10 protein-coding genes are annotated in these 12,837 nt (G+C 73.8%); 2 read left to right on the top strand and 8 right to left on the bottom strand.

Annotated features, from left to right (window positions below):
- Positions 1 to 36 precede the first annotated feature (36 nt).
- Positions 37 to 2,931 carry a LuxR family transcriptional regulator gene (locus KBX34_RS08820; protein ID WP_210924332.1) on the bottom strand — a complete coding sequence of 965 codons (2,895 nt, stop codon included), beginning with the start codon at positions 2,929 to 2,931 and terminating at the stop codon, positions 37 to 39.
- A gap of 194 nt (positions 2,932 to 3,125) precedes the next feature.
- On the opposite strand from KBX34_RS08820, the gene KBX34_RS08825 reads away from it, so the two are divergent.
- Positions 3,126 to 5,426, top strand: coding sequence for an adenylate/guanylate cyclase domain-containing protein (locus KBX34_RS08825; RefSeq protein ID WP_210924333.1), 2,301 nt, complete (start codon positions 3,126 to 3,128; stop codon positions 5,424 to 5,426).
- Positions 5,427 to 5,535: 109 nt separating this feature from the next.
- Here the strand turns inward: KBX34_RS08825 and KBX34_RS08830 are convergent, their stop codons facing one another.
- The 7 genes from KBX34_RS08830 to KBX34_RS08860 form a co-directional block, all read right to left on the bottom strand.
- Positions 5,536 to 6,081 carry a YciI family protein gene (locus KBX34_RS08830; RefSeq protein WP_210789547.1) on the bottom strand — a complete coding sequence of 182 codons (546 nt, stop codon included), beginning with the start codon at positions 6,079 to 6,081 and terminating at the stop codon, positions 5,536 to 5,538.
- A 58-nt stretch (positions 6,082 to 6,139) separates the two neighbouring features.
- Entirely contained in the window at positions 6,140 to 6,958 is an 819-nt protein-coding gene (locus KBX34_RS08835) for a class I SAM-dependent methyltransferase (protein ID WP_210924334.1), read from the bottom strand.
- A gap of 101 nt (positions 6,959 to 7,059) precedes the next feature.
- A complete protein-coding gene (locus KBX34_RS08840) occupies positions 7,060 to 7,668 on the bottom strand; it encodes a hypothetical protein (RefSeq protein WP_210924335.1) in 609 nt (202 codons plus the stop codon).
- 84 nt (positions 7,669 to 7,752) lie between these two features.
- Positions 7,753 to 8,319 carry a dienelactone hydrolase family protein gene (locus KBX34_RS08845; RefSeq protein ID WP_210924336.1) on the bottom strand — a complete coding sequence of 189 codons (567 nt, stop codon included), beginning with the start codon at positions 8,317 to 8,319 and terminating at the stop codon, positions 7,753 to 7,755.
- A gap of 55 nt (positions 8,320 to 8,374) precedes the next feature.
- Entirely contained in the window at positions 8,375 to 9,481 is a 1,107-nt protein-coding gene (locus KBX34_RS08850; protein WP_210924337.1) for a nucleotide disphospho-sugar-binding domain-containing protein, read from the bottom strand.
- A gap of 141 nt (positions 9,482 to 9,622) precedes the next feature.
- Positions 9,623 to 10,930 carry a phenylacetate--CoA ligase PaaK gene (paaK, locus tag KBX34_RS08855; RefSeq protein ID WP_210924339.1) on the bottom strand — a complete coding sequence of 436 codons (1,308 nt, stop codon included), beginning with the start codon at positions 10,928 to 10,930 and terminating at the stop codon, positions 9,623 to 9,625.
- Positions 10,931 to 11,007: 77 nt separating this feature from the next.
- Positions 11,008 to 11,457 (bottom strand): MarR family winged helix-turn-helix transcriptional regulator, encoded by a 450-nt coding sequence (locus KBX34_RS08860; RefSeq protein WP_088948378.1) that lies wholly within the window; start codon positions 11,455 to 11,457, stop codon positions 11,008 to 11,010.
- Between the two features lie 137 nt (positions 11,458 to 11,594).
- Here KBX34_RS08860 and KBX34_RS08865 point away from each other — a divergent pair, with 137 nt between their 5' ends.
- Positions 11,595 to 12,815: an MFS transporter gene (locus tag KBX34_RS08865; RefSeq protein WP_247671605.1), complete on the top strand. Its 1,221-nt coding sequence runs from the start codon at positions 11,595 to 11,597 to the stop codon at positions 12,813 to 12,815.
- Positions 12,816 to 12,837 lie beyond the last annotated feature (22 nt).

Raw genomic sequence — 12,837 nt, forward strand, 5'->3', positions numbered from 1 at the left:
CCGGCGCGCGCACGGGCCTACGTACGGCGGGGGCGATCAGCCCCGGTGGTTGCGCAGCTGGATCGCGCTGGCCTGGACGCGGGTGCGGACCTGGAGCTTGTCGAAGATGTGCGACACGTGCACCCCGATGGTCCGCTCGCTGATGAACAGACGCTGACCGATCTCTTTGTTGGTCAGCCCCTCGGCGACCAGCGCGAGCACTTCCCGCTCCCGTGCGGTGAGCGCGGCCAACTCGTCGTCGGACTCCTCGGTGGGCACCCCGCGGGTGGCGCCGTTGGGCTCCCGCTGCTCCAGCGGCACCCGGGCCCGCCCGGCCAGCTCGCGGATCTCCGAGGTCAACGGCACCGCGCCCAGCCCCTGCGCCACGTGGTACGCCTCCCGCAACAGCTTGCCGGCGGTGGCCACCCGGCTGCGACGAGCCAGCAGCGCCTCGGCCTGCCGCAGCCGGGAGTACGCCGCCGGGTAGGGGTGATTGCGTCGGTCCCACTCGGCGGCCGACACGGCCCACAGCTCCGGGTCGCTGCCGTCGAGGCGGCTCACCTCGGCGGCGCAGAGCGCCAGGAAGCCCTCCACCACCGAGCGCACCGGTCGGGCCGCGCCGGCGCTCTTGCGGGCCACCCGGTCGGCGACGTCCCGCAACCGGCGTACGGCGGTCGGGTCCACGTCCACGGTGCGGCTGGCGTGCGCCTCCGCCTCGGCGCGCAGCCCGTGCCAGACCAGGGCGGACAGGATCATCACGTCGTCGGAGCGACTCTCGGTGAGGCCGCGCTGGACCGCCAGCCGCGCCACGTCGTGCCGGCCCTCCCACATGGCCAGCCCGGACCGCAGGGTGAGCAGCGGGATGACGTGGCGCGCCCCACCGCCGGCGAGCAGGGTCGCCACCGCGTCGAGGTCCCGACCGGCGGCCTCGATGTCCCCGTAGCCCACCGAGAGCCGGCACCGGGCGAGCAGCAACTCGACGGCGTCCGCGCCGGAGGGTCGGTGCCGCAGGGCCGCAGCGACCACCTTCTCCGCCTCGGCCCACTGCCCCACCCGGAACAGCCCGTTGATGGCGATGGCCAGCAGCCGGGTGCCCCAGGTGCGGCCCAGCCCCAGCTCGGCCACCCGCTCGGCGCCGCGCCGCGCCACCACCACGCCCTCTTCGAGGATGTTCAGCGGGCCGGTCAGCAGCTCCGCCAGGTGCAGGTAGGCGCAGGCCACGTCCTCGGGTTGGCCGGCGCGCTCGGCGGTGTCGAGGGCGTCGCGCATGACCGCCAGGCCTGCGTCCGGGTCTTCGAGACAGGCGTCGCTGAAGCCCAGCGCCGAGCTGGCCAGCACGACCTCGGTGGCGGAGCCCTCCACGTTCTCGGCCAGCGCCAGCGCCTCGCGTGCCCGCTCGCCGGCGTCGGCGTAGCGGCCCAGGTGCAGCAGCAGCTCGGCCAGGCGCGCGGCCGCGGCGGCGCGGTCGCGCGGGGAACAGTCCGCCGCCTTCAGCGCCCGCTGGTATTCCTCCTCGGCCAGCGCCGAGCGGCCGGCGGCGGCCAGGTAACGGGCCCGACGGATGTGCAGCGCGCAGCTCGGCTCGCCGCCCCGCAGCGCGGCCAATTCCTCCAGCAGGGCCAACGCGCGGGCGTGCTCCCCGCAGTGGTGGGCAGCCTCGGCGGCGTTCTCCAGCAGCTCGACGCGGTCCACCGTCAGCGGGCCCGGGTCGGCGGCCAGTTGCAGCGCCGCCGACCAGTGCCGGTGCGCCTCGGCGTAACCGTGCAGCCGCTCGGCCTCCTGCGCGGCGGCCACCGCCGCCGGCAACGCGCGCGCCGGTTCACCGGCCAGCCGCCAGTGGTGTGCCAGTCGCGCCTGGTGCAGCTCACCCGGCGCGGCGGTCAGCGCCTCGGCGTAGCGGCGGTGCAGCCCGGAACGCTCGGCCGGCAGCAACTCGTGCGCCAGCACCTCGGCGACGAGGCGGTGCCGCAGGCGGTAGCCGTCGTCGGCGCCGACCAGCAGCCGGTGTGCCACAGCGGCGCGGGCCGCGTCGATCAGCTCGTCCTCCGGCAGGCGCAGCACCTGGGCCAGCAGCCAGTGCTGCACCGGCTCGACACCGGCGGACACCGCGTGCACCACCGCGTGCGCGTGCTGGGGCAGCGCGTCGACCCGGTCGAGGAAGATCTCCCGCAGCGTCTCGGACAGACCGTCGCGGCCGTCGCGCAGGTCGCGGGCCAGCTCCTCGATGACGAACGGGTTGCCGCCGCTGCGCTGCCACACCTGCTCGGCCGCCTCGGCGGACAGCGTCCGGCCGACCACGGCGGCGGCGAGCTCCTCGGTGTCGGCCCGGCCCAGCGGCGCCAGGTCGAGCACCCGCACCGTGCGCAGCCGGCGCAGCTCGGTCAGCACCCGGCGCAGCGGGTGCGCGCCCTGCAACGACTCGGCGCGCACCGCCGCCAGCACCGAGAGCTGGAGGTCACCGAGCCCGGCCAACAGATAGAGCAGCAGCTGCCGGGTGCTGCGGTCGACCCACTGCAGGTCGTCGAGGATCAGCACCAGCGGTCGGCCCTCGGCGATCAGGTGCAGCCCGCGTGAGACCCGCTCCAGCAGCGCTCCCGCGCCGTCCGGGCCGGCGGTCTCGTCGGCGAACATCTGCAACAGCCCTCGCACCGCCGAGGAGGTGCGGGCACGCGTGGACAGGTCGGCGTCGAAGCGCCTCAGCGCCTGCAACAGCGGGTGCAGAGGCGACGCGTCGCCGATGTCCAGACAACTGCCGGTGAGCACCACGGCGCCCTGCTCACGCAGCCGGTCGCCGATCTCGCCCAGCAGCCGGGTCTTGCCCACGCCGCTCTCGCCGGTCAGGAAGACGGCGGCGGTCTGCCCGAGCGCACCGTCACCGAGCAACGCGGACCGAACCGTCTGCACCAGCTCGGCCCGACCCACGAGCGGTGCGGTGTCCACATCGCTGGCCATGGCACGCAGCCTAATCACAGGGCCCCTCACCGTTCTACGGCCACACGTCGCTTGTGGTACTCCTCGCGTCGACTTTGCGACTAAAGGTTGCGGGTGGCCGACATACGTCGTTCGGCAGATCCCCCGTGAGCCCAGGAGTGCCAATCTCCGGAGGTCATCAGGCATGAGCGGGGAGAAGGGCCGGTGCGATACCCATGACCACCATCATCGTCGACGCGCAGCGGACCTCGACCCCGCACTGGCCGGTGCCCCAGGAGAGACGCACAGTCACTGTGCTCTTCGCCGACATCGTCGGCTCCACGGCGTTGGTGGACCGACTCGACCCGGAGGACGTCCGCGCGCTGCAACGGGCCTACTTCGACACCGTGGCCGGTGTGCTGCACCGCTGGCAGGGGGTGGTGGAGAAGTACGTCGGCGACGCGGTGATGGCGCTCTTCGGCGCCCGGCACTCGGACGGCTTCGACGCGTACCGGGCGGTGCGCGCCGGGCTTGAGATCCAGGCCGCGCTGGACCGCCGCCCGATGGTCGGCGACAGCAGACTGCGGGTCCGCGTCGGTGTCGCCACCGGCGAGGTCGTGGTCGACCTGGGCAGTGCCGTCAGTGGTGGGCACGGCGTGGCCAGCGGCGCGGTGATCACCACCGCAGCCCGCCTGCAGGAGTACGCGCCACCCGGCGCCGTCGCGCTCTGCGCGGCCACCGCCCGGGCCACCGCCGGCCTGATCACCCAGCGTCAGCTGACGCCGGTGTCGGTCGCCGGCCGGGTGCCGCCGATGCCGGTCTGGCACGCCGTCGGTCCGGTCCGTCCGGGCACCGACCGGCACGACGGCCCACTGATCGGTCGCCGCCGCGAGCTGGCCACGATCCGCGACCAGTTGAGCCGGGCCATCCGCGAGCAGGACCCGCGCTGGATCTCCCTGGTCGGCCCCACCGGCAGTGGGCGAAGCCGGCTGCTGCACGAGTTGACCCGTGGGCTGACCACGGTGGACGGGATGCCGGTGCGCTGGTGTGTGGCGACCTGCCAGCCGTACCCCGATCAGGTCATGGCGCCGGCCGCCGAGCTGCTCCGCGGCCTCGCCGGGGTGCGGCACGGCGACGGCCCGGCGGTGGTCCACGACCGGTTGGTGGCCGCCCTGGCGTCGCTGTTTCCGCCGGAGCGCGTCGCGGCGGCGATCCCGGCCCTGCAGCGGTTCCTGACCACCCCGGACGGCTCCTCGGCGGCGCTGGCGGGGGCGGCGATCTGCCGGGACGTCCTGCTGCGTCTGGCCGCGCACCAGCCGCTGATCGTCGCCGTGGACGACGTGGACCGGGCGGCGCCGGCAATGAGCCGTTTCCTGCACGCGCTGTTCAGCACGGCGACGGCGCGCGGATTGCCACTGGCCCTGATCACCCTGCACCAGCCGCAGTGGGCCGACACCCGGCCCAGCCCGGCCCGACGGGTGACGATCGGGCCGCTGGCCACGGTGCAGTCCGGGCGGCTGCTGCGCCACCTGCTCACCCGCGCCGGGCAACCGGTGACCCTCGCCGACCGGCTGCTGCACCTGGTGGGGGGCCGACCCGGGCACGCGGCCGCGTACGTGCGGTCGATCATGGACGGTGCCGACCGGATGACGCTCCCGCTGCCCGAGGCGGTCCGCCGGGCCGTCTGCGCGGAGCTGGACCACCTCGACGGTGAACGGCGGGCGGTGCTGATGGCCGCTGCCACCATCGGCGGTGTGATCTCCGGCGGTGCCGTCGACCGGGCCCTCAGTTGGGCACCCGGCCGGTCCGCGCCGGCCCTACGAGGGTTGGTCGCGGCCGGGCTGCTGCTCCCCCGGCGTGCCGACGGGTACGCGTTCGTCGCGCCCGCGCTGCGCCAGGTCGCCGCCGAACGCTTGCCCCGCGCGTTGCGGGCCGTCTTCGGCCGCCGGGCCGCCGAAGCGCGGCCCCTAGACACCGTCCGCCCAGACGCCGCCCTTCCCCGTGACCACGCCGCGGCCGACCGTGCTGGGTCCGGCCGTGCTGCGGCCGAGCGGGCTGGGTCCGACCGCGCTGGGTCCGATCGGGCTGCCGTCAGCGGCTCGGGCGTGCGGCGCGCCGAGGTCGTGCCCCTCGACGTCGTTCGGGCCCGGGACGGCCGCCTCGACGTCGTCCTCGCGGTGCCGCCCTCCGGCCCCACCGACCCGCTGCGCCGAGGCCTCCCCAGCTCGACAATGGCCACCTCACCGACCGCGCCGACCGGCGGAGCCAACCGATCGTCGGGCTTCCGCCGGCTCCGGGCCGTTGCCTCGGCTGGCGACGTGCCTCCGACCCGAGTGTCCGCGACACCGAACAACGCGGGCGGTCACTGGCCTGCGGCCCCCGACCGGTCCCCGGCAACGATCCGCGCGGTGCCTGCCGTGCCGGGGCCGGCCGGACGCACAGCGGCTGCCGCTGTCGGGGCTCCGCCGGACGTGGTGCGCACCGGACCGCGCCCGCCGTTGATCCGCTGGCCGACCGGCCTGGCCGCCTCCGCCTGAGGGACCGGCGTCGTTGACGTTGGCAGCTGAGCAACTCGACACGCCGAGCACCCGTCTGCTGAGCTGCCACTGATCGGCACGACCGTCCCGAGCAGGTCTCGGGAGCGAGTCAGGACGGACGCCCGCCGAACTGCCAGCGGTGCACCTCGACGTCGGCGTACCGGTCCACGGTCAGGATGGCGCGCGCCGCGTCCGGGGTGGGTGCGCGGAGCAGCGCGGCGGTGCCGAGCCAGGTGTCGCCGTCGTCGGACAGCAGCGGCCCGTACGCGATCAGCTCGTCCGGGTCGCGCGGCACGGCCAGGTCGACGGCCGGCCCCGCGCCGAGGCCGAGCACCAGGTACCGATCACCGCCCGTCCGACCACCGGGGAAGTCCCACATCGTGCGGCCCAGCGTGTTGCGCCACCGGCGCAGCAGCACATCCCGGTACACGCCGGCCTGGTAGTTCGGCTCGTCGAAGGCGAACGCCCGTGCGGCGGCCGGACCGGGCACGTCGACGATGTGCACGCTGCCGGTGGCCGTGTCACCGGACAGTGTCGGGCCGCGGGCGATCATCTCCGCCGCGTACCGGTCCATGTAGGTCCAGTGCTCGGCCAGCAACTCGTCGCGCAACGCGGCCGAGTCGGGCCGGTCGCGGTGATAGCACAGGAACTCCATGCCGCACATTGTCGACGCCGTGCCCGATCCACTGCCGGCCGGGCGCAGGCGAGTCGTCCTACGGCACGGACCCCGAGGCCAGCAGCGCCGCAGTGGGGAGCGCGAGCAGGCCGTCCGGGTCGCGGTAGGGGGCGGTCAGCTCGTCGTACGCGGCACGGATCCGCACGATCATGGCCGCCGGTTGGGTCTCCATCAGCAGGCCCGGCCTGCTTATGCCGTTGGCGGGGCCGCTCCACCACGCCTCGGGGTCGGTGCGATGCGCCCAGGTGATCGTGTCGCAGCGCACGTCGACGAGGCCGGCGGCGTCGAGCAACCCGGCGAACCCCTCGGGGGTACGGGGAAAGTCCCTCTCGGCGTCCACCCTCGGCACCGACGTCGGACGGTCGACCCCGGCGGCGTCGAAGACCTCGCCCCAGAGGCTCTGCGCCTCGGGCGGCGGGGCGGGCCAGATCGTCACCGCGATCCGACCGGCCGGCCGGACGACCCGTCGGAGCTCACCGATCGCGGCCAGCGGGTCACCCACGTGATTGATCACGAAGTTCGCCACGGCCGCATCGAAGGACCCGGAGGAGAACGGCAGGCGGGGCAGCGCGGCGAGGCGGACCTCCTCGGCGGACGAGACGCGGCTGCGTGCCAACTCCACCATGCTGGGCTCGGCGTCGACGGCCACGACCCTGGCACCGCGAGCGCTCGCCAACCTGGCCACCGTCCCGGAGCCGGTGCCGGCGTCCAACACCCGGGTGCCCGCGCCGACGTTCGCGGCGTCCAACAGCGACGGGGCGGGATGGGCACAGAGCGCGGCGAGGCTGCGGTCGTACGCCGCCGCGCGCCCCGCCCAGCGCGACCGCTCATGATCGCCGAACGCCGTCGTCGTCATCGCCACACCCCGCTCAAGGATCTTGATGTGGCGCCACGATATCGAACAGGGTGCGTCCGGGGCGGCGCGCTCGCACAACCCTCAGGGAACGGCTCAGGGCCTCATCGCTGCGGAGGAATGGCGGCCCTGTCGCCCGCCGAGATCGTCGTCTCGGCGTCGGCGTCGGGCTTGGGGCGAACCCCTCCCCCGACGCTGGCGCGAGGCGGCCGCCACCGGACTTTGTGCCCCGTGACGAGGGGATGGGCCTGCGGTGCGCCGGCGCGGATCTGCTGCTGAAGCAGGTGCAGCGTCGGCCACCACTCGGGGTGGCTCTCCACCACCTCGTCGAGGATCGGGCTGTGTCGCAGCATCTCGGCCGGCCAGTGATGCCACGAGTGGGCGAAGTTGAAGGCGGGCAGCAGCGAGGCCATCTGAAGATTGCACTCAAGCACGTCGCCGAGCAGTTCCGCGAAGGTCAACAGCTTCGGCCGCTCCACGTCGTCTGGCGTGCAGGGCTTCCCGTCGAAGAAGTACGGCCGCGCCGACGGGTCCTGGAGCAGACGTTCGTGCCAGGAGCGAATGAGGTTGTTGACCTCGACAAGCGCGGTAGCCGAACCGATGCCGTTGTTGATGCGGCTCTGCCTGGCCACCTCCCGTGTCTGTAGCGCGGAGAAACACAGCGAGACCGCGACCAGCACCAGACCAATGACGCTCAGGACCGTTTCGTTCACGCCGGCAGCCCTTCGATTGCGAGAGTCCGTCTGTCCTCACGCTACGGTGGCGGCACAACCACTGACCGTGGCTGGACCTGACGCTCAGCAGGCGGCCAGGAAGGCCAGCACCCGCGGCCAGGTCGCCGCGGTGGCGTCCGGGGAGTGCTCGGCCAGGCCCGGGTCGGTGAACAGGTGCCCCACCCCGGGGTAGCGGAAGACCGTCAGGTCGGCACCGGCGTCGGTGAGCGCCTGCTGCCACTCGTCGACCTCGTCCGGCGCGTCGTACGGGTCGGGGTCGGCGAGGTGCAGCTGCACCGGCAACCCGGCCCGGACCGCGTCGGGCGCGCCGCCGGTGCCGTGCAGCAGGAGCAGACCCGCGGCGTCGGGGCGCTCGGCCAGCAGCGCCCCGGCCACACCGGCGCCCATCGAGAAGCCGGCGAGCACCGTCTCCGGTGGGAGGTCGCGCAGCGCTGCCCGGGCCCGGTCGAGCACCACCTCCTGGCCAATCTTGTCGAGCAGCGCGAAGCCCTCCTCGACGGTGTCGGTGGCCGGTACGGCGTACAGGTCGGGGGTGGTGACCTGATGGCCGGCGGCGCCCAACCGGTCGGCGGCGGCGCGCACGGCGGGTCGCAGGCCGTACACGGAATGGAACAGCACGACGTGTCGCATCACGTCATCCTGCCGCAGCCGACCGCGCGCCCGGCGCGGCCACGCGGGGCGAGCCTCAGACGAGTGCCGCCAGGCGCGTGACGAGGTCGGTGGGCGGCGGCATCGCGGTGATCTCCTGGCTGACCTGCCCGGCGGCGGCCCGCAGGCCGTCGTCGGTGAGCAGCCGGGTCAGCGCGTGCGCGGTGATGTGCCGGGGGCGCAGGGCCAGGCCGGCGCCCCGACGGGCCACCAGCTCGGCGTTGTGCCGCCGGTCCCCCGGGCCCACTGTGGCCAGTTGGGGCAGGCCGGCGGCGAGGGCTCCGAGGGCGCTGCCCGCCCCGCCGTGGTGGACCAGCGCCGCGCTCGCCGGCAGCGCCTCGTCGAGCGGAATCCAGTCGACCACCCGCACGTTCGCGGGCAGCGAGCGCGCCGACCGCTCGTCCGGGCGGACGAGCACGATCTCGGCGTCCACGTCGGCGGCGGCGGCCACCACGGCGGGCATCGGCCCCCGGTCACCGGGGCCGGTCAGGGTGCTGCGGGTGACCAGGATCCGGGGCCGGTCCCCCGGCTCGCGCAGCCAGGCCGGCAGCTCGCCACCGCCGACGTAGGACGTGTAGCGCATCGGCCAACCGCCCTGCACGGCCACGCTGGGCGGGGCCACGGCGAGGGCGGCGACGGGTTGCGGCAGCTCACTCAGGCCGTGCCGGCGCAGCGCGCCGCCGAGTCGGGCCACTGTGGCGCGGACCAGGTCCCGTCCGTCGAACAGGGCGTTCTCCTGGCGTACGGCAGGCACGTCGAGCCGCGCGGCGGCCACCGCGCCGGCCACCGCGAACGGTTCGTGCAGCACCAGATCCGGCCGCCACCGGGTGGCAAGCGCGACCACCGGGTCGGTGAGCCGGTCGTTGAGCGCACCGAACAGCAGGCCGGCGCCCCGGGTGTCGGCGGTGCCGGCCAGCTCGGCGCGCGCGATCAGCGGATGGCGGGGGAAGACCCGCAGCGCGATCCGGCCGAAGTCGAAGCCGGGTGCGATGTCGTGCACGGGCAGACCGGCGCCGGCGGCGGCCAGGCCACCGCCCCCGGTGGCCAGCAGCACGTCGTGGCCGGCGTCGCGCAACGCGACGGCGAGCGGCACCAGCGGAAAGACATGCCCGACCAGGGGCGCGGAGACCACCAGCACACGCATGAGCAGGATCCTATGTCGACGACGCACCGGGAGTCAGGACTCTCGACGCCCTCGACCAACCAGTTGCCCCACAACCGGGGCAGCTCTACAGGAGACAGACCTGCGGACCGGTCCAGGACGGGACCGGGTGTCGGCCGTGGGTCAGCCGGCCGCCCGCTGGTCGACGATGCGGCGCATCTTGCCCATCGACCGCTCCACGGCGTCCGGGGCGAGCACGTCGACCGCCACGCTCACACCGATGGTGTTCTTCACCAGCTGGACCAGCGTCGCACCGGCCCGTTCGGCGGCGTCCACACCAACCCCGGCCCGTCGTTCCACCCGCACGGTCAGCGTGTCCAACCGGCCCTGCCGATCGAGTACGCACTGGAAGTGCGGCGACAACGGCGGGGTCCGCAGGATCAGCTCCTCGATCTGGGTGGGGAAGATGTTCACCCCGCGCACGATCATCATGTCGTCCGTCCGACCGGTGATCTTCTCGATCCGGCGCATCGGGCGGGCGGTGCCGGGCAGCAGCCGGGTCAGGTCGCGGGTGCGGTAGCGCACGACCGGCATCGCCTCCTTGGTCAGCGAGGTCAGCACCAGCTCACCCCGCTCACCGTCGGGCAGCACGGCCCCGGTGACCGGGTCGATGATCTCGGGGTAGAAGTGGTCCTCCCAGACGTGCAGCCCGTCCTTGGTCTCGACGCACTCGGTGGCCACGCCGGGACCCATCACCTCGGAGAGCCCGTAGATGTCCACCGCGTGGATGTCCAGTCGCTGTTCCATCTCCCGGCGCATGTCCTCGGTCCACGGCTCCGCCCCGAAGATGCCCACCCGCAGCGAGGTGGCGCGCGGGTCGACGCCCTGGTGCTGCATCTCGTCCACGATGGCGAGCATGTAGCTGGGCGTGACCATGATGACCTCAGGTTCGAAGTCGCGGATCAGCATGACTTGACGCTCGGTCATGCCGCCGGAGACCGGGATGACGGTGCAGCCCAGTTCCTCGGCGCCGTAGTGCGCGCCCAGGCCCCCGGTGAAGAGCCCGTAGCCGTACGCGACGTGCACCCGGTCGCCGGGACGGCCGCCGGAGGCGCGGATCGACCGGGCCATCAGTCGCGCCCAGGTGCGCAGGTCCTCGCGGGTGTAGCCGACCACCGTCGGTCGGCCGGTGGTGCCGGAGGAGGCGTGCAACCGGGACACCCGCTCCCGGGGGACGGCGAACATGCCGAACGGGTAGTTCTCCCGCAGCTCCGCCTTGCTGGTGAACGGGAAGCGGGCCAGGTCGTCGAGGTCCCGGCAGTCGTCGGGGTGCACCCCGGCCGCGTCGAACGCCCGGCGGTAGTGCGGCACGTTGTCGTACGCGTGCCGCAACGACCAGCGCAGACGTTCGCGTTGCAGGCCACGCAGCTCGTCGATGCCGGCGCGCTCGATCGGCTCCAGCTCCTCCGCACGAGGGGTGCGGTCCTGCATTGCGTGCCTCCTTGGCGCGGGGGTCCCGGTGGGGCTGCGGGTACCGTACGCCGCCGTCGCCCGGTCTGGCGGGGCGGTCAGCGGGCGGCCGGCAGCCGGTGCAGGGCGTCGACCAGCGGGGCCAGCTCGGGGGTCGCCTCGGCTTCGGCGAGCGCTTCGCTGAGCACCCGGTCGTGGGTGGGCCGGGTCTGGCTGAGCAGCTCGGACCCGGCCGGGGTCAGTTCGGTGTAGATGCCACGTCGGTCGTCGGCGCAGAGGATGCGGGTGAGCAGACCGCGCTGCTCCAGTCGGGTGACCAGGCGGGTGGTGGCGCTGCCGGAGAGCGCGGCGGCGCGGGCGAGCTGACTCATCCGCATGTGCCAGCCGTGCTGGCGGGAGAGCGCGTCGAGCACCGTGTATTCGACGACGGACAGGTCGTGGCCGGCCTGCAGAGCCCGCTCCAGGGACGTCTCGATCAGCCCGTGCAGGGCGGCGAGGGTGCGCCAGCCCTGAGCGCGGATCTCGACCGCGTCGTCGGCGATGCCCATGCCGGCCCTCCTCGGGTGTGATCTGACCTGCCCCAGGCTACCACGCTTGCGCCGATATAAGGCGCGTGCAAGTATTTCGTTGCTGACGCGCGTAGTTGCACGCGCCGCACATCTGTCCCCTCCCCGATGGGAAGACCATGTCCGTACGCCAAAAGTCCCTGCCACCCGGCCTGATCGCGCTGGCCATCGGCGCCTTCGGCATCGGGCTCACCGAATTCGTGATCATGGGGCTGCTGCCCGAGGTGGCCGCCGACTTCGCCGTCACCGAGCCGGTGGCCGGCTGGCTGATCTCCGGCTACGCGCTCAGCGTGGCCGTCGGCGGGGTCGCCCTCACCGCGGCGGTCACCCGACTGCCGCGCAAGCCGGTGCTGCTCGGCCTGATGGTGCTGTTCATCATCGGCAACCTGCTCTCCGCCGTCGCCGGCGACTACGCCGTGATGATGGCCGGCCGGATCGTCGCCGCGCTCTGCCACGGCGCGTTCTTCGGCATCGGCGCCGTGGTGGCAGCTGGCCTGGTCGCACCGGCCCGCCGGGCGGGCGCCATCGCCATGATGTTCGCCGGCCTGACCATCGCCAACGTGCTCGGCGTCCCCTTCGGCACCTTCCTCGGGCAGCACTTCGGCTGGCGGTCGACGTTCTGGGCGATCACCGCCATCGGGGTGGTCGCGCTGATCGGCCTGGCCCTGCTCATCCCGGGCCGCGCCGCCGCCACCGCCGACCGCCCGAGCACCGGCCTGCGCGGCGAGTTGCGTGCCTTCACGCACTCGCAGGTCTGGCTCTCCCTGGTCATCACGGTCCTGGGCTTCGGCGGGATGTTCGGCGCGTTCACCTACATCGCCTACACGCTCACCGAGGTCAGCGGCTTCGCCAGCAGCACCGTCCCGTGGCTGCTCGTCCTCTTCGGAGTGGGGCTGTTCGCTGGCAACCTGCTCGGCGGTCGGGCGGCGGACCGGTCGCTGTCACGCACCCTCGTCACCGTCCTGGCGGTGCTCACCGTGGTCCTCGTCGGTTTCGCGCTGACGGCGACAAGCCCGGTGCTGACCATCATCGCGCTGGTGCTGATGGGCGGGTTCGGGTTCGCCACCGTGCCGCCGTTGCAGATGCGGATCATGCAGTACGCCCACCAGGCGCCGACGCTGGCGTCCGGGGCGAACATCGCCGCGTTCAACCTCGGTAACGCGCTGGGCGCCTGGATCGGCGGGGTGACAATCGCCGCCGGGTTCGGCTACACCTCGCCGATCTGGGCCGGCGCCGCGCTCACCCTGGCCGGGCTGGGGGTCCTGTTGGCGGCGCTGCGGCTGGCCCGCCGTCAGGAGCCGGCGAAGACCGACGCCGCCCTGGTCGAGACCGCGGCCTGACCCGCTGACACGAGGACGCCGG

Source organism: Micromonospora sp. M61 (genome assembly GCF_018070245.1).
GTDB classification, from domain to species: Bacteria; Actinomycetota; Actinomycetes; order Mycobacteriales; family Micromonosporaceae; genus Micromonospora; species Micromonospora zamorensis.